The organism is Lysinibacillus sp. NPDC095746 (assembly GCF_044763535.1).
Classification (GTDB): domain Bacteria; phylum Bacillota; class Bacilli; order Bacillales_A; family Planococcaceae; genus Lysinibacillus.
The window spans coordinates 1-25,105 of the sequence record NZ_JBIWGL010000032.1; the positions used below are offsets into that span (position 1 = coordinate 1).

Sequence of the window (25,105 nt, forward strand, 5' to 3'; positions counted from 1 at the left end):
TCCGTAGGATGCCACATTCAGAAACGGCTATCAAAGTGAAAAGAGCCTTTGACAGCCATTTCTGAATGTGGACATATAAATACACGGAAGTTACGACCAAAAAAATGTAGGAAGGTTTAAATGAGTAAGCCCAATTCATTTATCAATCAGACGTTTAGATAAAAATCAGGGTTGAAAACTTTGTATAATATTTTTACACAATATTAAGGACTTGACTCGCAATTCAAACATTAAGCGGCGAGAAAGCAGATGTTACCGGCGAACTTCAACCATCAACTAACGATTTCCGGAAAACAGCTTACCATCACTTGTCATTCTTCGTGTAAAACATTTTGAACAGGGGGAAAATTATGGTTTTGGAAAGTGTAATAAGCGCGATTTTTCAAGTCATTTTATTTTCAGTTATACCGTTTATTTGGTGGTTTTTCACAGCAAGAAAGCAACAATCATTTTTAAGATGGATCGGCCTCAAAAAGCTTGTCATTGAAAATAAAGGGAAATATTTTATATGGGTTTTATTCATTATTGTTTTATTAACCTTACCACTCACTATAATTACGTATCTTTACTTAGACAGTTCAATTTTAGCGTCCAATCGTTTTACAGGACTTGGTTTTTCAGCGCTCATACCAGCCTTTTTCTATGCTATTGTACAAACTGGGTTTTCAGAGGAGCTACTGTTCCGTGGCTTTTTACTGAAACGATTCATGCATAGGTTTGGTTTTTAAATAGGAAATATTGTACAAAGTTTACTATTTGGCATTTTACATGGATTGATGATATTTTCTTTTATTCCTTTTGGAGTCGTCGTATTAGTTGTTATGTCAGCCGCTTTTGCAGGTTATTTATTGGGGTGGATCAATGAGAGAAAGTCTAATGGCTCCATCCTAACAAGCTGGTGCATACATGGCATTAGTAATGTGATTGCCTCTTTCATGGCAATGTTCAATGTGCTCTAAAGACCTAGCTTATTTGCATTTCATCCTATTCGATTGCATAATAAAGATTGAAGTACAGTTTAACGAGCAGGTAGTAAAAGGTTGCTTGTTTGTAGGTTTTATATTAACTTTCTCAGCAGCTGGAATCTCCGGATCGGAAAGGGAGTTCTTTGTGCAAGCACAAAGCGGGTTCAGGACGCGAATATCACCTTAATAAACCGTTATAATAATATAGCATTTACGACTTTTTTGTCGTCTCACTTGCTATACTATTATTAGGTATTATAGGAGTAGTGTTATTCAAAAGACGAAAAAAGAAGGGACGAGCATAAATGACGGAATGGCCAAAGGGAGTAGCGAAACCTGCTATACGTGCATTGAATGCGGCAGGCTATACAAAATTAGAGCAATTGGAAAAGGTTGATTTATCAGAGTTGAAAAATTTACATGGAATGGGACCGAAAGCGCTAGCGGCCATTGAAACAGCACTGAATGAAAGTAGGAAGCACAGTGAATAAACTAACGTTATTTTTACTGTTAATGGTAGTCTATTATATTTTGGTTGTTTTCGTGATTAGCAAGTTATTTATTATTCCTCTCATGAAGTTTATGGCGCTTGTATTCTTCCTTGGAGCTGGCTTTATTTTTTCTCGAAAAATGCGGAGGAAACTACAGTAGGAGGAATTATGAGAATTACAAAAATAACCATATTTTATTTGTTCATATTTATTTTAACAATAGTACTATCACTAGCAGGCGTGCACCTATCCATTACAATCTGCATTATTGTCCTTACAGTGATGGCAATGCTTTATAGACATATACATATTTTATTTAGGACAAATAATATGAAGATGGTAGATAAATTAGTAAAAGATCGTAAAAATGATCCGTTTTTTGCCTATCCTTACACTCTTGCTTATGGGACTAGGGAAGAGCAGCTTCACTCATTAGAAACAGCCATCGTAAAATATAAGCAGCCAGCAATGAAGTATAACTATAAATTTCTGATGGCGATTATGAAAGAGAATTTAGAGGAAGCAAAGGATGCGGCCGATAAAATAAAAAAAGAGCCATTCACTAGCTATGCAAAATGTTATATCGCAGCACTTGAAGAACGAACAACTGACATGCGCAGCGATCAGCTAACAAAGCCGTGGATGCAGCCAGCAATTGAAGCGGTTTATGCATACAAAATGAAGAATGAAACAGCCCTTCATCATTATGCCCAGGAAAGCATTGAAATGGCTCGCGGTGTACAAAAATATGTGTTAATACATGCATTTGAAAAAATGAAAACTGATCTGTAAAAAATTTAGGCTACTTGATGCTATATGGTGTCAGGTAGCCTATTTTTTAATTAAGTAAATTACACTTTTACATACAAATCTTCTTTATTCATTCGTCTATTAAAGTAAGAGAGGTGAGAAGATGGAGTTTGATGAGCTTTATGAACAATATTTTCAATGCATTTATCAATTTATTTACTATATGGTCTCGGATCCAGGTTTGGCGGAGGATTTAACGCAGGAAACCTTTATCCGTGTTTATAAAGGACAGTTTAGAAATGAGGCTGCTATGGGCACTTATATAAGGAGAATTGCACGAAACCTTGTCTATGATACATATAGAAAAAAAGCACTTATTAAATGGCTACCATTTCAAAGAGAACATGAAAAACGGGAGACACAATATGTACCACATGATTGGATCGTGCAGTCTGAGGAGCGTCGGCTGTTATATGAAGCAATCCAATTATTAAAGCCTGAATATCGAGAGGTTCTTATTTACAGAAAAATTGAAGAGTTGAATTTAGCCGAAACTAGTGAAATTTTAGGGTGGTCTACAGTGAAAATAGCAAATACACAGAGAAATGCTATGAAGGCTTTGGAGAAAATACTTGGAGGTGATGAATATGGATTTAAACAATCGACTGAAGGAACTCAATAATTTACCAGAGGATCAGGCTGTAAAGGCTCGTATTTATGAACACATTCACCATAAGAAAAGACATGGCTTACCTTTATGGAAGGAAAGTTTTTTACTACTAACGATTGCCATGATTACTCTATTTTTAATTTTGATCCCACAAAATTCATCACCACCTCAAACTGCTGATCAATCCATTCAAGCAATTTATAAGCATTTCGGAGGAAAAGAAGGGAAATTCCTTGCGCGAAGTTCAAGTTTGTATATTTCTATAAAGAAGGTTGAAGATACTATAGTTTATAGATTTTTTGAAGACTTAACACAGTATGTCGAAAAGGCAGATGGAAAGTTAGGTAGCTATATTGCAGATGTAGTCGTTGTTAAAGGTCATCGGGAAGAGCGCTATCAGATTTCAGATACAGGCATGCTAAATGTTGATACGGGCCAGTTTTTTGTTGGGAATTCTGACATGTATGATAAAGTGTTTCAAACACTATACTCTGTAGAAACAATACCATGGATTTTTATCTTGCCACTTATCGTGATAGCTGTAAATATATTCTCTACGTACTATTATAAACGTCTTAATCTTCAAGGATCTAAACCATCTAAGCATGTATGGTGGGTATTAGTATTTGGGCTTGTGATGATTTCTAGCGTATTTGCTTGGGCAACATGGGTTGGTCCATTGTATAAGCCGTTAATGATTACTTTTGCGCTTTTATATGGTATCATTTTTTGGAATTTCATAATACGAGATGTACAGACATATTCTATATATAAAGTAGAAACAATAAAAATAAGTATTATTAGTGCAATACTTGTTTTAATTATTATGCTTTATTAATAGCTTTAATAATTAAACCACCTATACCTTGCATAAGAAACAATTGCAAAGGTATAGGTGGTTTTAATTACCCATTAACGCAGTATTAGAGTGGAGTATGCTCTATTCTCTCTTACTCAATAAAATTCCACGAACGACTCCCGTTATAAATATAGTACACAGTACAAATAGAAATAAATAAGCATGCCACTGCTGTAAAATACGATGATGGCCTAAAGCTACTGCTAAGTCATTGAAAAGTGAATATGTAAAGTACAGTAGTATACTATTTTTGATGAGACAAAAAATAATGATCCCATTTTGTCGCTCTGTATGAGATAAGGTAGGCTTATTTTTACGTCGAATAGGATAAGCAGCTCTAATCTCTAAGTATTGTAAAAGTAAAAATAGCATAAAGGCAATAAAGGGTAAATAAAAAATAGCGATTTTCGGACCAAATTGCGCATGTTCACTTGTAAAGCTTTGCAAAACAGGTATAGATGCGGGGAGCTTACTGTATTGGATTAGCGTTGCCGTAATGCCAGCTAAGAAAATGGTCGCGACAATTAGCGTTAGTGGCTTACAAAAACGCGGTGTAAGTTTTTTTTGGTTGTTCAAGCATTCGTTCACCTCGTAGTTTATCTAGTTACATGTTGCCTCGGCTAATTGTTGTGCCGACGCTTCGCTTTCGCTACATAAAACACTTGTTGAAGGAAGTTAAGTAGCAGTCTGTTATACTGTATCATATGAATACCATTTTGTGTGTTATAGAAAGAAGGATTAAATGGAATACTTGCTATTTTTACTTATAGGTATCACTGGCAACGTCATTGGAACATTAGTTGGAGGTGGAGGGTTAATTACATTACCAACTATGATGTTAGTGGGGGTACCAGTCCATTCAGCGATTGGTGCGAATAAGGTTTCAAATATGGTCAGCGCCTTTTCAAGCTTCTATACGATTTATAAAAGAAAAGAACTGTCATGGTCAGAAATGCGTTCAGTACTACTTGTTTCCCTAGTAGGTGGTACCCTCGGTGGTCTGTTTGCATCGTTTATGAGCAGTCAAACATTGACGTTCATTGCGATTACTTTATTAGGCTTTGCCCTTATTATGTCCTTTATAGGTGGAGCTGAATTTGGAGAAAAAGAAAGCTTTACAATGAATCGTAAAAACGGTCCAATACTTCTTGGTGTTGGTTTTTATGATGGGATGTTCGGTCCTGGGAGCAGTACGCTGGCACTTTATACATATGCTCATGAGAAAATCTCTTATATGAAAGCTGTAGGTCTGTCACGTGTAGGTGTTTTTGCGATGTGCTCTGGAGCCGCAATTACGTATATTGCTACAGGTAAAATTGATTGGCCATTGACCATCGTGTTAATGGTTGGCTCTGTCATTGGTGCGCAAATAGGGATTATCCTTGCAAGAAAGGTGAAGGCAAGCCAAGTTAAGCTATTACTACGTATCGTAACCATTGTGCTAATAGTACAACTCTTATATGATTTTATTTTCATTCAGTAGAGGACACACCTATGTAATAAGATAAATGGGGATGTGATCCTTTTCAGCGGATATCCAAACAGATCTACTGAATGAAGATAAAGCCTCCAGCGGATGTCACGCATTGTTTGCGTGAAAACGAAGCAGCAGCGGCAATTACGCCAAGGCAAAATGGATAAAATACAGATATAGGGAGGCGATATCCATGTTTGAAATCACACCTTTTCCATCTTTTTCGTGGTCACTGTCACGTCATAAAACGTTAACAAGCTGTGCGCGAAAATATGGCTATGAATATTATTTTTCTCATAATGGCTGGCTAAGTAATAATGTAGAGCCGTCTCATCAACATGTCTATCGCTTAAAAAAGCTCCAATCTATGCCGATTTTATTTGGTCAAATCGTCCATCACTTAATCGAGCAATCGATCAATGATTATTTGCAAACCGGCAAGGCGCCGACTGTTGCTGAGCTAGTAAATCGTGCCCGTGGCCAGCTTAATGCCGCTTTTATCGATTCTACACGCCATGTAGATTTATGGAGACATAAGCCGAATAAATTTTATATGATGCAGGAAATTTATTACGATGGGCAGTTAAATCCTGAACTTGTACAAGACTATAAGGAGCGAATTATCGCCGTCTTTGACAACTTTCTAAACAGTGCAACATTCCAGCAAATTACCGCTCAAAAAGGCTCCCTAAAAATTGGTGAGCCTGAACAATTTCGTTCCATGAAAATAGAAGGGATACAAGTTTTCGTCGTAATGGATTTTCATTATTACGATGAAATAGCAGACAAGTGGATTATTATCGACTGGAAAACAGGCGGAGAATCCGATGATGATCGCCAGCAATTAGCGCTCTACGCATACTATATTCAACAGAAATATCGTGTATCTCTTGACCAGATTGATGTCTATAATGAATATTTATTGACGGGTAAACGAAAAAAATATGCCTTTACAGCATTTGATATGGACAATATTTTACATACGTTTCAGCGAAGTGTACTAGAAATGAAAAAGTATCAGGCAGATATTTTTTCTAATGAACCCGTGGACCTTGAGGAATTTGAGCAATCCCTTGAAAAATGGCACTGTAAAGGGTGTAATTTTAAAGAATTATGTATGCAGTATAGCTCTCTTATTTAAGAGTAATGCGGATAAGATGTTTTTTTTTCCAATGAACCAATGGATTTTGAGGGGAATCGTTTTAAAGAATTGTGAGTGAAGAGTTAAGTAGAAGTGGAGCATATAAAAATGTCATACCTAACTAGGTGTGGCTTTTTATTATGTTTCATAATTTTTGCACTTACAACCCATTATATAAGTAGATGGGAGGTGTTGATTTATGGAGTATGAATATAAAGTAAAGTTTTACTTTGACGAAGGCCGTGAAGAAGAATATAAAATCAAAAATAATATTGAACAAGAAACATTTACAGAGGAGCTTTCTAATGGTTTCAATGAGAAGCCTTGGTATTCATTTACAGAAACAGAACATTATAAAACGATTTTAATCAGTACGAAAGAAGTTTATCAAGTAGTAGTAGAAAAAAATGTTTTAGAATTTGATTAAACAAAAGTATAAAGTGACATCTAACTTGGTGTGGCTTATTAGCATTAAAAAAGGCTATTTTCTATAAGTGTTGCTGTTATAAAATAAAGACAGGATAAATCTACAAATTCTTGTAGAAATAATGCTGTCTTTATTTTAATTTTTTCATTGAAATATTAAACCTTTGCTATCAAATAACCGTGCTTATAGTCATGTTTAAAATGGAATTGCTTAAGTTTGTTCTGTTTGTCATTTGAAATAAAAGCTGTGAATTTTGAATGGTATTTATCGAAATGTGAATCTGTAATGGAAAGTAGAGCAAGTTTTATGACCCCTACTATGTTTAACCTCTAAATATTTGCTGCCTATATTCTTTCGGTGTTAAATCGACATAGCGTTTAAATAACTCTGAAAATCTACCTGCACTTTGATAGCCTACTGTTCGAGCAATTTCGTTAATAGGGAGCTCTGTATGAGCTAGTAATTTCTCAGCCTGATGAACACGTTGTTTTTGAATATATTCCGTAATTGTGCAATGATACACTTCTTTAAATAATTTTTTTAATTTTGTAGCACCCATACAAGAAATTTTAGTTAAATGATCTAACGTTAGTTGTAGGGCGTAGTACTTTTCTATATGAGTGGCTACATGCTCAATTTGGTGAATATCTTCTTTAGAAATTTGAGAGCAATGACAAGTTTCATTAACAAGTACACGTTCCATTATAAGGGCTAATGCTTCATATACTTTCCCTTCATAAAAAAGTGCAGAGGTCAGATCAGCACCACGATAAGCCGCTATTTGTCGAAACAGGATTACCATTTCTGGAAAAGTAGTTGTGGCTTTTAGTGTTGTTAATGCTTGACGTATATTCACATATTTTTCACCATATTTATGTGCTAGAAATTGATCACAAAAAATAGGGGTAAACTCAATACCGATTGATTGTACTGGAATATTTTTATGAATAATAGCGCTATATTTTTCTCCTTTTCCCCAATAACTCCTTATATAACCTGGCTTTAATTGTTGGTAAGGGTTAAGCTCCTCACCTGAAATAGATTCATAGTATGAGACGGTTAAAAGTTCAGGCATTGTTAATTCTAACTGATAATCCTCAAAAAAATAAAAATCATGAATAAGAATAGAAAACATTTCCTTGTAATGATATATCCAATAATAACCTTTACCTAAAGTTGGATCGATTGTATATGTAGTACCTACTGAGTTATATTTGCTCATTTGGTCAAATTTTGAAAAACCATTCTCTAATAATAGAGGTTTAAAATGATGAGATGTCATCAGTTTTCTCCTTTCCTCAATTAGACTTTCCTCTTCCTTGATTAGACGTAAACATAGTGTAGTTATTTTTTTATGTACTACTATTCATTATAATGGTAATGATAATCATTATCAATGTAATAAAGTAAATATAGTAATAATTACTAGAGGAAGGAAGAGGAGTATAAAAATGTATTCGCAAACAATACAACAAAAAACTTTAAGTATTAAAGATTTAATTACAGTCGGTATTTTCTCAGCACTGTTCTTTATATTCATGATGATTGGATCAGCCCTTTTTGCCCCCAATCCTGTATTAACGTTTTTAATGCCAGCTGGCGCAGCTCTATTAACGGGACCTATTTATTTATTAATGATTGCTAAAGTACCAAAATTTGGCCCTATTCTTATTTTAGGAATATTGTTAGCGATTATTACATTTGTTACAGGGATGTACTGGTTATGGTCATTAGCTTGTATAGGAGTAGCTATAATTGGTGAATTAATAGCAGCGATTGGTAAGTATAAAAATATTTCAATAAATATTTTAAGCTATATTGTTTTTGCACTTCATCCAATGGGTTCTTACGTAATGTTGTGGCTTAATCAACAAGCGTATAAGGAGTATTTGGTAGGTCAAGGAACAGAACAAGCTTATATGGATACGATGTTAACAACTGCCCAAAATTGGATGTTACCAACAATGTTTGTTGGCACAATGCTATGCGCTTTGATCAGCGGTTTATTGGGAAAAAAATTATTGAGAAAACAGTTTGAAAAATCAGGAGTGCTTGCATAGGTAGGGCGGTGAAATTATGAATAAGGGAGAAGAATTGCAGGGCAATATGCATATGCATGTTTTCACCGTCAAACTTGATCCAAGAACGAAAATATATCTACTACTGTTAGTAAATGCAGCGGTTTTTTTGTCACCTTCTTTTCAATTTGAACTCATATTAATGGCCATAATATTTAGTCTTTGCTTTCTAATGGGAATGTTTTCTTTTTCATTGAAAATGATGCTTGGTTACGGGTTAATTCTAGGAGTTCACTTAGTAAGTGAAATGTTTTTGTCAGGTGCGTGGGAGCTAATGTTTGTATCATTTACAATGTTTATTAGGAAAATATTCCCTTGCGTTGTAATGGGTGGATTGTTAGTTGGAACAACAAAAATAAATGAATTTATGACGGCTTTAGGAAAAATAAGAATTTCCAAAAAGGTAATTATTCCATTAGCTGTAATGTTGCGCTATTTTCCAATGATTGGTGAGGATTGGCGATATATAAAGGATGCTATGAAGTTAAGATGCATCTCACCCTCCATAATAGGTTTTCTAAAAAATCCTGTGCAAACGGTTGAATGTATTTACGTTCCTTTATTGATGGCAGCCTCAAAAATTGCTGATGAATTATCTGCTGCAAGCATAGCGAGAGGGATTGAAAACCCGAAAGAGCGTACTTGCTTTCAACATGTGTCATTCCAATTCAGTGATAGTATTGTAATGTTTATATTTACATTTTTTGTGTTTGGAGGAGTGTTCATATGTTGAAAATCGAGCAATATTCATTTCATTATACAGATGAGAAAAGTGAAGGTATAGAAAATATAAATATTCATGTCAAAAAAGGACAGTGCATTTTACTGTGTGGTAAAAGCGGTTGTGGTAAAACAACTATTATCCGAGCAATTAACGGTTTAATTCCTTATTTTTATGCTGGAAAGCTAAAAGGGCAAGTGTTGTTAAATAATCAACCTGTAGAAAATAGGAAAATGTATGAATTAAGCGAACAGGTTGGGACGGTGTTCCAAAATCCGAGGTCACAATTCTTTAATGTGGATACTGATAGTGAGATTGTATTTGGAATGGAAAATATGGCATATCCAAAAGAAATGATGGAAGAACGAATGCGGCAAATTACGTCTGAGCTTCGTTTAGAAAGGCTTCGTCGACGCAATATTTTTCATTTATCGGGGGGAGAAAAGCAAAAGATTGCTTTTGCAAGTGTGTATGCTGTAGCACCCGATATTTTTGTATTAGATGAGCCTTCCTCTAATTTAGATGCGGCTGCTATTGAGGATTTAAAAGACATGATTGCATTACTAAAAATGCAAGGTAAAACAATTATTGTATCGGAGCATAGACTTTACTATTTAAAAGAATTGATTGATAAAGCCATTGTATTAAATAAGGGACAAATTGTATCAGTTTACTCACAAAAGGATTTTTTACAGCTTTCAGATCTTCAACTGAGGCAATTAGGACTCCGCACACTTTATTTAGACAATGTACAGTTTCAACATAAATCGCTACCTGCTGAACAAAAATTTCATGAACTTGTTGTGAAGGATGTCACTATAAAGCACAAAAAAAGAAAGGTATTAGAAAATATTCAATTCACAGCAAAAAGCGGAGAAATAATTGCAATCACAGGACATAATGGTGCAGGAAAAACGACCTTTGCAAGAGCGATATGTGGTCTACATAAACTATCATCAGGAAATATATATTTTAATAAACAAAAACTAACATTGAAAAAACGGGCTCAACTTTCCTATATGGTAATGCAAGATGTCAATTATCAGTTATTCGCAGAAACGGTTGAAAAAGAATGTGTATTTGGGGTGAAACATCCCAATCCGAATTTAGTACGGAAAGCATTGGAGGAAATGGATTTATTAGAACTGGTCAATCGACACCCGAATACATTATCAGGAGGACAAAAACAAAGACTTGCTGTAGCTGCAAGTTTAATAAGTGAAAAAGAAATTATAGTGTTTGATGAACCGACAAGTGGATTAGATTTTGACAGTATGCAAAAGGTTTCTAGTATTTTACAGAATTTAGCGGAGGCTAATAAAATTATTTTTGTCATTACACATGACTTAGAATTTATAGCATCTTGCTGTCATCGTATACTTCGCTTCGGAGATGGAATGAAGCAAGATGATTATAAGTTAAATAAAGAAAATCATCAGTATACAATTGAAACTTTCACTAGATAGCAGGAAATGGATCTAACGTAACTCCTGCAATGTGCAGAGAAATGTACGATACAAAATTACGATGCAAGGGAAGGGCTGAACGATAATGGGGAAAGTTGTAAAACAAAATAAAAATCCGATCTTTATGCTTCTTTCTTGGGCTGGAAAGGATAAAAAATATTTATATTTGTCTGTTTTATGTTCTTTAATTAGTGGTCTTTCGACAATTGTACCTTATTTCATTATTTATCAAATAATTGAGCAAGTCTATCACAATAATTTAACAGAAGCTTTGTTAATTCAAAATTTATTGATTTTGGCTATTTCGATAATTGTTCGATTTGGACTCTTTGCTATTTCTGGTACCCTATCGCATAAGGGTGCCTATCGAACTTTATTTAAAGTGCGTTGTCAAGTAACAGAGCATATGGCGCAAGTTTCACTAGGTTCTTTAAATGAACGAAATACAGGAGAAATTAAAACACTATTAAATGAAGAAATTGAAAAGCTAGAGTTATTTTTAGCACATCATTTACCAGAGTTAGTGTTTTACTTGAGTGGTCCAATTGCTGTCTTCATCTATTTATGTACAGTTAACGTACCGTTAGCGCTTATTTCGTTTATTCCATTAATTGTTGCAGTGGCAGTAATGGCAATAATGTTTCGGGGGACGAATCAATTAATGGATCGAGGAGCACGTTCCATAGCCAATCTAAATGCAATTATTATCGAATATATTCAAGGAATGCGTTTAATTAAGGCATATAACATGAGTAGTTCATCATTTAAAAAGTTTACAAACGCAGTAGATGATGAATTTAATATCTGGAAAGAAATGTCTTTAAAAATGGGTCCACCATATGCGAGCTTTGTCATTATTATAGAATGTGGCTTACTCCTTATGGTACCTATTGGTGGAATGTGGTTTTTAAATGGTAGTTTAACAGGAAGTGTCTTTATTCTTTTTGCATTTGTAGGCTCATTGTATTTAACAGAATTACGACCTTTACAGGAATTAGGTTCAAACTTTGCACAGGTTTTAAATGCTGTAAAGAAATGCGTAGCCTTTTTAGAAACACCTGTTTTTGGGCAAGGGCAAGCATTTCCGAAGAATTACAATATCGAACTAAGAAATGTCAATTACTCTTATGATGGGCAAAAAGAACATTTAAAGAATGTGAATCTTTCTATTGCTGAAAATGAAAAAATAGCTATTGTAGGTGACTCAGGTTCTGGGAAAAGCACCATTGTACAGTTAATTTCACGCTTTAATGATGTTCAGCAAGGAGAAGTTTTGATTGGTAATCAAAATGTGAAGGATATTGATTATGAGGAATTATTAAAAAATATAACAACGGTTTTCCAAAAGACCTTTTTAACAAGTGGTACAGTGTTTGAAAACATTGTCATGGGTTCTAATGCCACACTCGATGAGGTAAGAACTGCGGCGAAAAAAGCACAAATAGATGATTTTATTATTTCATTACCTGATGGTTACGATACGAGGGTAGGGAGTTTTGGAACTAGATTTTCTGGTGGAGAAAAGCAGCGAATTGCTATTGCACGTGCCATTTTAAAAGATGCACCGATTTTAATACTAGATGAAGCAACATCCGCAGCAGACCCAGAAAATCAGGCCGAGATTGATCAAGCCATTGCTGAACTTTGTGTTGGTAAAACAGTAATTATCATTGCACACCGTCTTGGTATTATTAAGCATTGTGATCGAGTGGCAATTGTAGAAAATCAAACACTACAAGCATGTGGAACGCATCAAGAAATGCTAGAAGAAAACCCTTCATATAAAAAGACTTGGCAGGATTATAGTAAAGCTAGAGAAATTACGTATGAATTTTAACGATGTTGTACTTGTAGAAAAAGAAGGGTCTTTCAAGGGAAAGCCTATTTATGAAGGAGACTTAAGTATGGACAAAAAAAATGCATTTACAAAAAATGCTTCTTTTTATCTTTCTATTGTTTTCAATGTCATCGAGGGTATGCTAGCTGGTTTTAATTTTATCGTATTATATTACACGATTAATGCTTTAATAACAGAGCAACTAACGATGAACTTCTTAACCCGAATACTGTTATTGTTAGGCGCTGTTTTTATTATTCGTTTAATCATCTACGCGTTTGGTTATACGAGAGGGCAAATCGGAGGAGCCCAGATTAGTAGAATTCTTCGTTTGACATTGGGCGATAAAATGAAAAAAATACCGCTTTCCTCCTTTACGAAGGCACAAACAGGAGAGTATATTAACGCAACGACAACAAGTGTCAATAATTATGAAAATATTTTGACCCATAAAATAGGAGATATTATAAAAAATGCTTCATTTACTTTACTGCTAATTGGCTTTATTTCGACTATTTATATACCTGCTGGAGTAGTTCTTTTCTGTTCAGGTTTATTGTTAATACCAACTCTTTACTTGTCCTTTTTAATGGTAAAAAAATACGGAAATCAAAAGAAAAACATTATGACAAGTAACACAAGTGCTGTAGTTGAGTATATAAATGGTAGTCAAACGTTGCGATCATTTGGTTTGGGTGGTGTTAAAAATAAAGCAACAACCTCATCAATGAAGGACTATAGTGATGTTAGTTATTTATATGAGATTAAAGTAATTCCAATTGGTACAACGTTTAGTATTTTGTGTTGGCTAAGTTTACCGATTGTTCTTTATTTAGCAGGACATCAATGGCTGGAAGGGAATTTAGATGCGTCTTCTTTCTTTCTAATTAGCATTTCCCCTTTATTTACATGCAAATTATTTGGCACACTTTTTATTGATTTAACCTCTTATAAAAACTTAATGATTGCAAAAAGACAAATTGAGTGTGTCATAGAAGAGGTGGAGGAGTTATCAAATGAGACTTCTTTTGAACCTGAACAGTATAGTATAGCTTTTCAAAATGTGAATTTCGCTTATAACCAAGGGGAACCTATACTGCGAAATATCAATTTTGAAATTGATTCTTCACAGTTTGTGGCGATTGTTGGACCATCGGGTTCGGGAAAATCAACTATTTTAAATTTAATAACAAAATACTATGAGCCTGAACGCGGTGATATATTAATCGGTCAGCAAGTTATTCAATCGATTGCTTCTGAAAAAGTATTGCAGAAAATTTCACTAGTCGACCAAGATATATTTTTGTTTAATGATACGATTTTAAATAATATTCGCTATGCAAAGCCAGAAGCGACAGAACAAGAAATTATTAATGCTGCGAAAGAAGCAAACTGCCATGATTTTATTGAAAAATTAGAGTATGGCTATGACACAATTGTTGGAGAAAATGGTAATAAGCTATCGGGCGGTGAAAGACAACGTATATCCATTGCACGTGCTATTTTAAAGGACAGCCCAATACTTTTATTAGATGAAGCGACAGCGTCGTTAGATATCGAGAATGAGCTGGCTGTAAAAGAAGCGATTAAAAATCTTTTGAAAAAGAAAAAAACGGTTGTGATGATTGCACATACGCTTTCCATTATAAAAAATGCAGACAAAATCCTAGTTGTTAATGAAGGACAAATCGTAGAAGAAGGTTCACATGAAAAGCTCATTGCTAAAGAAGGCAAATATGCAGCAATGTGGAGAAAGGAACATCAATTAAGTAGCGTATAACAAAATGTATTTTGTAGATGAGAGGATGGGAGCGAAAAGCATGTCTTCACAAATGGATTGGTATTTACATGAGGTTGAACGATATGAGCAATTGGGTTTCTTAAGAAAGAAAACATTAATGGAGGAGCTAGAAATTATCGCTGAACAATTTCCTCATAACATAGCAGTTGTGGAAGGAAATCGACGCTTAACTTATCAAGAATTGCTTCAAGAAATTGAGCAATTATCGACAGGCTTTTTGTCATTAGGTTGGCTGCAGGGTGATCGGGTTTTATTACAATTACCAAATACAATGGAGTTTATTACTGTATTATTTAGTCTACTAAAAATAGGTGTGCAGCCTGTTCTGATGTTACCTTCTCATAGAGAAATAGAAATTGATACAATCGCAAAGATGGTACAGCCAATAGCTTATATATGTTGCAATGCTCATCTTGGTACTCAGTATGAGTGCATGGCTGCACAAATCATCCCTCTGCATAAAAGTATTCGATATATTGTGACGGTTGGTAAATCTACCGTACAGTGGCCAGCAACTTTTACACATGTAACATTAGATCAGCTTAAAGAAAGTAGCTATTCATTAGTGGTTAGTGATTTACCACATTATAGAGATACTGCGTTATATTTATTGTCTGGTGGCACTACAGGTATTCCGAAAATTATTCCGAAAATCCATGAGGCGTATGCTTACAATGCACTAGCCTCTGCTGAAAAATGTGGGATGACTCCTGAAACTGTATACATGGCAGTACTATCTATTTCACATGATTATCCGTTATGCTCTCCAGGCATATTAGGCACTCTTTTTACAGGAGGCAAAGTGGTATTATGTCAAACTTCTAGCTTTGATGAAGCATTTCAAGAAATAGAAAAGGAACGTGTGACACATACCTCAATTGTACCAACAATAGCTAGCTTATGGTTAGAAGCTTTTGAATGGTATGAAGAATTGGATATGTCGAGTTTAGAGGTTGTTTTAATTGGTGCTGCTCACATAGAGCAAAAAACAGCTGTTCATTTTATGGATAAATTTCAATGTAAAATACAACAAGGATATGGATTAGGGGAAGGAATAACTTGCTTCACAGCATTAAATGATCCTATAGAAACTGTTACGAGCTGTCAAGGGCGAGCAATTTCTTTAGGTGATGAAATAAAGATTATAGATGAGCTAGGAAGAGAAGTTCCTCAAGGTGAGCTTGGGGAATTGGTGGCAAAAGGACCGTATACATTTGGTGGCTACTATCAAGCACCTGCTTTAAATGCTGATATTTTCACAATAAATTATTTTTTACGTACTGGTGATAAAGCACGTATAACACTAGAGGGGAATATACAAATTGTTGGTAGAGTAAGGGAACAAATTAATCGTGCAGGTGAAAATATTATACCCTCTGAAATCGAAAGCTTTCTACGAGCACATCCAATTATTAAAGATGTAGCTGTTATCGGTTTGCCAGATAAAGAGTTAGGAGAGAACATTTGTGCATTTTTAGTTACGGATGGACAAAGAATTGAACGAGATGAGATATGTAGTTTTCTAATCCAACTAGGCGTTGCTCAATATAAACTTCCAGATCAAATCATATATGTAGAGCAGTTACCATTTATAAATGTAGGGAAGGTTGATAAGAACAAATTAAAACAGATTACTATAGAAAGAGAGGCGTCAAAGTATTGAGATTAAAGAATGATCTAGATAATATCCAAAGTCTAGCGTTGGAAGTCAATCATCTACTCGGTATACAGAAAGAAATACATGAGGATCAAAATTTATTAGAATTAGGCTTAAACTCCTTACAAGTGATGAAATTAGTTGGCAAACTAAAAAAAGTTGGGGTAACAATTACCTTTAAAGAATTAATATCCGAGCCGTATTTAAGTGCTTGGAATAAATTAATAAATAGAGATTATGTATATACAATTAATAATGATAACGAATTATTAAAAAATCAAGATGAAGCAGTAGCTAATATGTATAAACCTTTTCCATTAACAGATGTACAGTATGCTTATTGGGTTGGACGACAAAGCGGTCAATATTTAGGTGGAAATGGTTGTCATGGTTATATGGAAATTGATGGTCAAAATATTGATAGAGAGAGGCTTGAAACGGCTTGGGCATTAATAATTCAGCATCATCCTATGCTCCGTGTCAAATATACAGAAGATGGTCAACAGCAAATTTTAAAAGAATCACCTTTTACAACTATTGATGTCCACGATTTTACAACTTGCTCGCAAGTCGAGATTAGCGAAAAGCTAGAAACTATTCGCGCTAATACCTCACACCGGTTATTGGCAATTGATCAAGGGGAAGTAGCTCGCTTACAGCTATCTCTATTACCAAATGGTAAAACTCGTCTCCATTTCGATATAGACTTACTTGTAGCTGATGTTCAAAGTTTCCAAATCATTTTAAGAGATTTAGCGGCAGCTTATTCTAGACAGCAAAAACCGAAGGCACCTGAAAATTGGAACTTCGCAAAATATCTACATGATAAAGCACTAGCAAATGCCACTGAAGAAAGCGACGCAGAGGCTTATTGGAAAAACAGGTTAACTACTTTGCCATCAGGTCCAAAACTACCGTTATCAAACAATGCCGAGTTGATACAACACACCCCTAAATTTACAAGAAGGGAGCATTTTTTAGAAGAACAATCTTGGAACAAGCTTAAATTTACTGCTTCACACCATAACGTCACACCTGCAATGGTATTGTTAGCAGCTTATGCCTATACATTAAGTAAATGGAGCAGTGAATCTCGTTTTATTATTAATATTCCATTGTTTAACCGAGATACTTTGTCTGAAGAGATAGAGCAAGTTGTAGCTGATTTTACTACGCTACTATTATTGGAAGTTGATAGTGAGACTCCACAACATTTTTTAGCATTTACAAAAAGTTTACAACAGCAATTTCATCAAGATTTAAACTATACCGCTTATTCAGGTGTGAAAATTCAACGGGATTTAGCTAAGTATTATCCAGATGAAAAAGTGTTTGCTCCAATAGTTTTTTCATGTAATTTAGGAGTACCACTTATTAATGAAGAGTTTAAGGATGCATTTGGTACTATTCATTATATGATTTCACAAACACCACAAGTTTGGTTAGATTTCCAAATGTTTGATATGGACGATGGTTTGTTATGTATTTGGGATGGTTTAGATGAACTATTCCCTTCAGGTTTGTTGGATGACATGTTTGAACTGTTTATCAAAACTATTCATTGGTTAATTGAAGATGAAGAGCATTGGCTTCAACAACCAATTATCGAAACAAAAGCACAAGAAGTTAGGCGTCAATTAATTGATAATGCCACAATAGAAGATCATGCTCAATGCTTGCACACGTCTTTCTTCGAAAAAGCAAAGCAACAACCGCAAGCTATAGCGCTTATAGATGGTATAAGTCATAAAGAAGTCAGTTATAAGACGCTGTCATTACAAGCGGAAAAGGTTGCTGCAGCCCTATTACATAATGGTTTTAAACAAGGTGATCGAGTAGCGGTTTCATTGCCAAGAGGATTAGAGCAAATACAAGCGATTTTAGGAGTACTAGCTATTGGAGGCTGTTATGTTCCTGTACATGTGACACAGCCGAGTGACCGTTATAAAAAAATTATTGAGAAGGCAAATGTTTCTTTTATTCTAACAACGGCCTCCTACGAAGAAAAGTACAAAGATATTGAACAAGTACAAGTTATTATGATGGAACAGATACATCAATTTGGTCATGTGAAGTTTCCTAAAGTAGATGTAAACAGTTCTGCTTATATTATTTTTACATCAGGTTCAACGGGAGAACCAAAAGGAGTAGAAATTAGTCATAAGGCCGCTTGGAATACAATTGCAGATATTAATGAAAAATATGACATTAGCAAAGAAGATCGTATTCTAGCATTATCATCATTAGATTTTGATTTATCAATATATGATATATTTGGTCTTTTAAGTGTTGGTGGCAGCCTTGTCCTTCTATCAGACGATACGGCTCGAAACGCTGATATTTGGTTAAAGTTAATATGTAATTACCGTATTACATTATGGAATTCAGTACCTGCTTTATTGAAGATGTTTTTAATAGAGGCGGAGAGCGTAAAAGCGATTTGTCAAAATTTACGTATTGTGATGTTGTCAGGAGATTGGATTAGTTTAGATATTCCTGAGAGACTGTTAAATGTAGCACCGAAAGGGCTATTAGTAGCAATGGGCGGTGCAACAGAAGCGGCAATTTGGTCCAATTATTATGATGTTAATCATCCAATACCAGCAAGTTGGCGTTCAATCCCTTATGGAAGACCCCTGAAAAATCAGTTTTATAGAATTATTGATACAAATGGGGAAGACTGTCCGAGTTGGAATGCAGGAGAGCTGTGGATAGGCGGTGCCGGTGTAGCCAAAGGATACGTAGGAGAGCCACAATTAACTACTGAACGCTTTATGGAAGAGAAAGGTATTCGTTGGTATAAGACAGGGGATATTGGTCGATTTTGGAACAACGGCCTTATCGAGTTTTTAGGAAGAAATGATTCACAGGTAAAGGTACGGGGTCATCGTATTGAATTAGGTGAAATCGAAAGTGCTATTAGAAGTTATGAAATAGTTGAGGATGCTGCTGTCACGGTCAGAGGAGAGGAAAACCAATATTTAGCCGCTTATATTGTAAGTAGTTCTGAAAAAGAGCAAGCACAAACTATTAAATATAATAAACCAATGATTGATTGGTCTTATATTGTTCAATTAAAAGAGAATGGGGATTTTACTAAAACTTACAATGAGAATGAAAATCGTTATCGGTCGTTAAAGGATTATTGTGAATATCTTACTATGGAAATGATTAGTAAAATAATTTCCAAATTAGGATTTCCGCTAGAAAAAGATGTTCATTACAATATTTTAAAAATAATAGAGCGAGAAAAAATTAACAGCAGATATCAAAGTTTAATCTATCAATGGTTTAGTTTTTTAGAAAAAAACAATTTGGTTTCTTGTGAAGGATCTACTATTCATAATAAACAATGCTTAATCGTTAATAGTGAAGAACAGTTTAGTAGTTTAGAGAAAATGCAAACAACATATATAAGGGAGTTTGTTTCTGACTTTTTTGAAAAAAGCTATGCACTTTTAACGGGTGAGCTAGAGCCTTTAGAATTATTGCTTCATCATAACATACATCCTTTAGAACAATTGACTGAAAACATGTCTGATGGAAAAAAACAGCAGGATTTAATAGCGACTCTGATTCAAACCGTTTTAAGTAATCGAACAGAACGCCAAGCACCACTCAAAATATTAGAGGTTGGGGTACGTCATACGAACACACTTCGTATGCTAGCAGAGACTTTTTCAAAAGATGAGATTCATTATACTGCTACAGATGAGTCCAACTACTTTATAAATCGTGTTCAAAAAATAGTAGGTTTACAGCCCAATATCCATTTTAAAGTACTTGATATAAATAAATGTCCAATTTCTCAAGGTTTTATAGATGGTGAATATGATTTGATTGTGGCGTCGCACTCTTTGCATAGAGCAGTCCATATTAGAAATTCACTTAAAGATTTAAAGAAGTTATTAAAGCATGGTGGGCTATTCGTTAATTTAGAAATGACGGAGAATAATCCTCTGCAATTAGTCAGTACAGCATTTTTAGAAGATGGTTTTACACATTATAAGGATGAACGGGAAAAGACATGTCTTCCATTACTATCGGAAGATCGTTGGCTCTCTATTTTTAAAGAAGAGGGCTTTACAAATATTATGCTTCAGTCTATTGATACAGCCTTTACTCAGTATTTATTTGTAGCTCAAGTTGAAAGACAGTCATTTTCAGAATTCCAGCTAGAGCCACTTAAACATTATTTAGAAAAACGATTACCAAGTTATATGATTCCGCATGTAATTATTCCATTAGAGGAGTTACCTATTACGGCCAATGGCAAAGTGAATCGAGCAGTATTACCAATCCCTGAAATTGAGCAAGTCAATTTAGCTACAAAAGAATTTATTGCACCAGCAACCCCAATCGAAATAAGGTTAGCAGAAATATGGACCGAAGTATTAGGGGTAGATGCAATTGGCATACGTGATCATTACTTTGAGCTAGGCGGGGATTCATTATTAGCTACTCAGCTTCGTGCAAAAATAAAAGAGCAATTTGCTGTCAAAATTAGCTTAGAAGCAATCTTCAATCAACCTGTTTTTCAACAGATGGCACTGTTATTAGAGGAATTAGTGCTACAAAAGACAAACGAAGAAACGGAGAAAAAGCTACCAACTATAGTGCCTAATGAGCGGGATCGTTTCGAGCCATTTCCATTAACAGAAGTTCAACAAGCATATTGGCTAGGTCGTAGTGGTATTTATGCATACGGTGATGTATCCACTCACTGCTATTTTGAAATGGATTGCCCAGCTCTAAATCATGTAAGAGTGGAACAAATATGGAATCGTCTCATACAACATCATGATATGATGAGGGCCGTCATTTTAAATGATGGACAACACCAACAGGTTCAAGAGTTTGTAGAGTACTATTCTATTGCATCGTACAATCTTACAAATCTTTCAACAGAACAGCAAAAAGAACAGCTTACATTAGTGCGAAGTGAGATGGAGCATCAAACATTTAATCCAAGTGAGTGGCCATTGTTTGATATTCGAATGTCGACTATAAATGAACATAAAACAAGACTACATATTAGTTTTGACAATATTATTTTTGATGGTTTTAGTATGTTCTATTTATTTAAAGAGTGGAAGCGCCTATATGATGATTCTTCTGCAAAACTACAAGTGCTTCAAACTACATTCAGGGATTATATATTGGCTTATGAAAAAATTCGGGAAACAGAAATGTATGAGCAGGATATGCAATATTGGAATCAACGCATTGATAATATGTACCCTGCACCAGATTTACCTCTACTTGATTATAAAGGAGATTTATCTAGCTGTAAGTTTACGAGATATGAAGAGAAACTATCTTCACAGCAATGGCTAGCCTTAAAGCAATTAGCTACCAAAATGAACTTGTCTCCAGCATCCTTGTTAATCGCTGCTTATGCTGAAACTTTAGCAAGATGGAGTAGTCAACCAAAATTTGCAATAAATCTTACTCGTTTCCATCGTGTGCTATTTGAACCGGATGTAGAACAGCTTATAGGTGACTTTACATCGCTTAATCTTTTATCTATTGATATGTCAAAAGGAGAATCTTTTTTAGAACGTGCTAGAAATGTTCAAAAGCAACTATTGCACGATTTAGAGCATCCTTATGTGGGTGGTGTATATGTAGAGCGTGCACTAGCTAAAAAGTGGAATCGTCAAATGGGCATAATGATGCCATTTGTCTTTACGAGTGGATTAGGGCTTGAAAAAAATAATGGGGCAACAACAATGGGTGGCTATTTAGGAGATATTGTATATGGATTATCTCAAACTCCTCAAGTTTGGCTTGATCATCAAGTTTCAGAGCAAAAAGGTGAACTATGGCTAAGCTGGGATGCAATAGAGGAGATTTTCCCACAGCATTTAGTCATTGGCATGTTTGAGGCATACATCAGTATTTTAAAAGAGCTTTCTACGAAGGAAGATTTATGGAAAAAAAGAATTGGAAGTCTTGTGCGTTTACCATCTCAAGAGCAAGTAGGAAAAATTAAAGGGCAGGACACAGAAATATCAAATGAGACGTTGTTAAGTCTTGTTGAAAAACAAATAGCTGAAAATCCTACTAATATCGCAGTGTTCTCAGAAGAAAAAACTATTACGTATCAACAGCTATGTCATTTAAAAAATCATACTGCTCAATCATTACTTGAACGGGATAGTGCTAAAGGGAAATTAGTTGCTATTGTTATGGAAAAAGGATGGGAACAAATAGTTGCTGCATTGGGGATTATTACAGCAGGGAAGGCATATTTACCGATTGATTGTACAACGCCTATTGAACGGATGGAATTTCTTTTAAAAGAAGGAGAAGTTCAATCCATAGTAACACAAGCACATATACTCACACAGCTACCCTTCCTAAATGATTATCATGTGACGGTCGTTGATGCTAAATGGGCACATCAAGAATGTCTAGTCGATAGTCCTGACTTGTTGCCTTCAGATTTAGCGTATGTCATTTATACTTCGGGTTCTACTGGTAAGCCGAAGGGTGTCATGATTGATCATAGAGGTGCAGTAAATACAGTATTAGATATTAATCATCGACTTGCTGTTTGTACGGAGGATCGTATTCTTGCGTTATCCAACCTAACGTTTGATTTATCCGTATACGATATTTTTGGCTTACTTGCTGCTGGTGGTGGGATTGTTATACCACAAGCTGAGCATGTAAAAGAACCTGCATATTGGAAAAAGTTAATACAAAATCATCAAATCTCTATTTGGAATACAGTGCCAGCCTTTATGCAAATGTTAACAGAATATAGTAGGAATATAGAGTCTGCTCAGTATCCAACACTAAGGGCTGTGTTATTGAGTGGTGACTGGATTCCATTAAGCTTGCCTACAGCTGTTTGGGAAATTGCGCCAAAGACTCGAATATTGGGATTAGGTGGTGCGACGGAGGCGTCTATATGGTCAAATAGTTTCGATATACAAACAGTAAATAGGGATTGGAAGAGCATACCTTATGGCAAACCTTTAGACAATCAATATTACTATATATTAAATGATCAAATGGCAGCTTGTCCTGTGAATGTACCAGGGAAATTGTATATCGGAGGAATAGGACTTGCTATTGGATATTGGAAAAATGAAGAGCGGACAAATGACCAATTTTTATTTCATCCAATTACAAAAGAACGCCTATATGATACAGGAGATTTAGGGCGGTATTTACCTGATGGCAATATTGAATTTTTAGGAAGAGCAGATACACAAATTAAATTAAATGGCTATCGGGTTGAAATAGGTGAAATAGATTATCACCTAGCTAAATTGCCTACTGTGAAGGAAGCGGCAACAATTGTTCATAAACGTAATGGAGCAACAATATTAGTGGCATATGTAGTATTAGAAGATGAACAAAATGGTCTAACTATTAAACAAATCAAAAATTTATTGGCACAAAAATTACCTAATTATTTGTTACCTACTGTGTACAAATATATTGATAAAATGCCACTGTCAGAGAACGGAAAAGTTAACCGTAAACTTTTACAACAGTTACCTCTAGAGCAAGAGGAGTCACCTGAATATAGAGAACCTTTTACAGAGATGCAAAAAGAAATAGCGAAAATTTGGGAAGAAATATTGTCTTATTCGCATCCTGGAATTGATGATGATTTCTTCGCATGCGGAGGTAATTCTTTAATGGCTATTCAAATTATTGGAAAAATAAAGGAGGAATTTAATATAGCGCTTTCTATTCAAACATTATTCACTCATTCACGTCTTGAACAACTAGCAGCATTCGTTGAGAAAAACAGTGTCGCTATGGAGGAAGGTGCTCTATGAGACAATATCACCTTTCTCGAATATTTTTTATGATTGTCATTATGGCTTTCGTAAGTGGGTGTAGTGAAGATACAAATATGACCAAGGATTCTTCTCTAAAAATAGGTGTGTTGCGTATCGATGATAGTCTGCCTCTTTATGTTGCAGAGAAGGATCAGCTTTTCCAAAAATATGGTGCCAATGTTGAGCTTATAGAGTTTGGCAGTGCTTCTGATCAATCGAAGGCGATGGAGGCTGGTGAGCTAGATGGCATGATGACTGATATGATCGTCCAAAATTTAATAAAAAAGGGCGGCATTGATGTTAAAACGATTGCATTAGCATTAGGTGCGACGGAGAAGGAAGGAAGATTTTTAGTCGTTTCTTCTCCACATAGCTCTATTGTTAAACCGAAGCAGCTAGTAGGGCAATCTGTCATGATCTCTGAGAATACAATGATGGATTATTTAATGGAGCAATATGAACGACATTTGAAACTAGATTCTTCTGAAATAACGAAAATTCATCTTCCGAATCTTTCATTACGTGTAGATACAGTATTAGCTGGAAAAGAAGCGCAAGCAGCTATATTACCTGAGCCATTGGCAAGCTATGCTGTTGCACAAGGTGCAAATATTGTCATTGATGATACAACACTTGGAGAGAACTTTTCCCAATCAGTCATCGTTATGACACAAAAAAACATAACAGAAAATAGAGCTGTAATTGAAAACTTCCTAAGAGCTTACAACGAAGCGATTAAACAGTTAAATCAGCACCCAGAAAAATACTTTGAACTTGCTCTAAAAGTGGCAAACGTACCGGAAATTTTAAAAGGGCATTATGCAGTTCCAGTTTTTACTCCTAATTGTGTGCCAGCACAAGAAAATGTCGAGCGTATATCTGATTGGTTAGTTTCCAAAGGATTATTGGACAAAGCTTTTCCATATAAAGATCTAGTAGAAACGTCATTGGAAGAACAATAAA

At 35.1% G+C, this 25,105-nt stretch carries 18 protein-coding genes and 1 pseudogene; 17 read left to right on the forward strand and 2 right to left on the reverse strand.

Features of this window, described 5'->3' with window-relative positions; all coding sequences use genetic code 11:
- The first annotated feature begins 350 nt into the window (after positions 1–350).
- The 6 genes and pseudogenes from ACIQ7N_RS19480 (at position 351) to ACIQ7N_RS19505 (ending at position 3,714) form a co-directional block, all read left to right on the forward strand.
- A pseudogene (locus tag ACIQ7N_RS19480) lies at positions 351–959 on the forward strand (lysostaphin resistance A-like protein).
- Between the two features lie 215 nt (positions 960–1,174).
- The gene (locus tag ACIQ7N_RS19485; RefSeq protein ID WP_402935335.1) at positions 1,175–1,270 is read left to right on the forward strand and encodes an LPXTG cell wall anchor domain-containing protein; all 96 of its coding nucleotides are present in this window, start codon (positions 1,175–1,177) and stop codon (positions 1,268–1,270) included.
- Entirely contained in the window at positions 1,271–1,456 is a 186-nt protein-coding gene (locus ACIQ7N_RS19490; RefSeq protein WP_132362777.1) for a helix-hairpin-helix domain-containing protein, read from the forward strand.
- Positions 1,457–1,624: 168 nt separating this feature from the next.
- Positions 1,625–2,248 (forward strand): hypothetical protein, encoded by a 624-nt coding sequence (locus tag ACIQ7N_RS19495; RefSeq protein ID WP_402935239.1) that lies wholly within the window; start codon positions 1,625–1,627, stop codon positions 2,246–2,248.
- 121 nt (positions 2,249–2,369) lie between these two features.
- Entirely contained in the window at positions 2,370–2,888 is a 519-nt protein-coding gene (locus ACIQ7N_RS19500) for an RNA polymerase sigma factor (RefSeq protein WP_402935242.1), read from the forward strand.
- On the forward strand, positions 2,854–3,714 hold the full coding sequence (locus ACIQ7N_RS19505) for a hypothetical protein (protein WP_402935245.1): 861 nt from the start codon (positions 2,854–2,856) through the stop codon (positions 3,712–3,714). The genes ACIQ7N_RS19500 and ACIQ7N_RS19505 overlap by 35 nt, the downstream gene beginning before the upstream one ends.
- Before the next feature lie 102 nt (positions 3,715–3,816).
- Here the strand turns inward: ACIQ7N_RS19505 and ACIQ7N_RS19510 are convergent, their stop codons facing one another.
- Entirely contained in the window at positions 3,817–4,311 is a 495-nt protein-coding gene (locus tag ACIQ7N_RS19510; RefSeq protein ID WP_402935248.1) for a DUF1648 domain-containing protein, read from the reverse strand.
- A 166-nt stretch (positions 4,312–4,477) separates the two neighbouring features.
- On the opposite strand from ACIQ7N_RS19510, the gene ACIQ7N_RS19515 reads away from it, so the two are divergent.
- From ACIQ7N_RS19515 to ACIQ7N_RS19525, 3 genes are all read left to right on the forward strand, one after another.
- Entirely contained in the window at positions 4,478–5,218 is a 741-nt protein-coding gene (locus ACIQ7N_RS19515) for a sulfite exporter TauE/SafE family protein (RefSeq protein WP_402935251.1), read from the forward strand.
- Between the two features lie 184 nt (positions 5,219–5,402).
- Positions 5,403–6,350 carry a PD-(D/E)XK nuclease family protein gene (locus ACIQ7N_RS19520; protein WP_402935254.1) on the forward strand — a complete coding sequence of 316 codons (948 nt, stop codon included), beginning with the start codon at positions 5,403–5,405 and terminating at the stop codon, positions 6,348–6,350.
- 199 nt (positions 6,351–6,549) lie between these two features.
- Entirely contained in the window at positions 6,550–6,777 is a 228-nt protein-coding gene (locus ACIQ7N_RS19525) for a hypothetical protein (RefSeq protein ID WP_248718840.1), read from the forward strand.
- Between the two features lie 322 nt (positions 6,778–7,099).
- Here ACIQ7N_RS19525 and ACIQ7N_RS19530 read toward each other — a convergent pair whose 3' ends face one another.
- Positions 7,100–8,059, reverse strand: coding sequence for a helix-turn-helix transcriptional regulator (locus tag ACIQ7N_RS19530; protein ID WP_402935257.1), 960 nt, complete (start codon positions 8,057–8,059; stop codon positions 7,100–7,102).
- Between the two features lie 169 nt (positions 8,060–8,228).
- On the opposite strand from ACIQ7N_RS19530, the gene ACIQ7N_RS19535 reads away from it, so the two are divergent.
- From ACIQ7N_RS19535 to ACIQ7N_RS19570, 8 genes are all read left to right on the forward strand, one after another.
- Positions 8,229–8,837 carry an MptD family putative ECF transporter S component gene (locus tag ACIQ7N_RS19535; protein ID WP_142507764.1) on the forward strand — a complete coding sequence of 203 codons (609 nt, stop codon included), beginning with the start codon at positions 8,229–8,231 and terminating at the stop codon, positions 8,835–8,837.
- A 16-nt stretch (positions 8,838–8,853) separates the two neighbouring features.
- The gene (locus tag ACIQ7N_RS19540; RefSeq protein WP_402935260.1) at positions 8,854–9,588 is read left to right on the forward strand and encodes an energy-coupling factor transporter transmembrane component T; all 735 of its coding nucleotides are present in this window, start codon (positions 8,854–8,856) and stop codon (positions 9,586–9,588) included.
- Entirely contained in the window at positions 9,582–11,042 is a 1,461-nt protein-coding gene (locus ACIQ7N_RS19545) for an ABC transporter ATP-binding protein (protein ID WP_402935263.1), read from the forward strand. Before ACIQ7N_RS19540 ends, ACIQ7N_RS19545 begins: the two co-directional genes overlap by 7 nt.
- Positions 11,043–11,127: 85 nt before the next feature.
- A complete protein-coding gene (locus ACIQ7N_RS19550; protein WP_274067397.1) occupies positions 11,128–12,879 on the forward strand; it encodes an ABC transporter ATP-binding protein in 1,752 nt (583 codons plus the stop codon).
- Positions 12,880–12,946: 67 nt separating this feature from the next.
- Complete coding sequence (locus ACIQ7N_RS19555; protein ID WP_402935267.1) at positions 12,947–14,659, forward strand: ABC transporter ATP-binding protein; 1,713 nt, start codon at positions 12,947–12,949, stop codon at positions 14,657–14,659.
- Positions 14,660–14,699: 40 nt separating this feature from the next.
- Positions 14,700–16,343, forward strand: coding sequence for a (2,3-dihydroxybenzoyl)adenylate synthase (locus ACIQ7N_RS19560; RefSeq protein ID WP_402935270.1), 1,644 nt, complete (start codon positions 14,700–14,702; stop codon positions 16,341–16,343).
- Positions 16,340–24,139, forward strand: coding sequence for an amino acid adenylation domain-containing protein (locus tag ACIQ7N_RS19565; RefSeq protein WP_402935273.1), 7,800 nt, complete (start codon positions 16,340–16,342; stop codon positions 24,137–24,139). The genes ACIQ7N_RS19560 and ACIQ7N_RS19565 overlap by 4 nt, the downstream gene beginning before the upstream one ends.
- Positions 24,136–25,104 carry an ABC transporter substrate-binding protein gene (locus ACIQ7N_RS19570; protein WP_402935276.1) on the forward strand — a complete coding sequence of 323 codons (969 nt, stop codon included), beginning with the start codon at positions 24,136–24,138 and terminating at the stop codon, positions 25,102–25,104. Before ACIQ7N_RS19565 ends, ACIQ7N_RS19570 begins: the two co-directional genes overlap by 4 nt.
- Position 25,105: the final 1 nt, after the last annotated feature.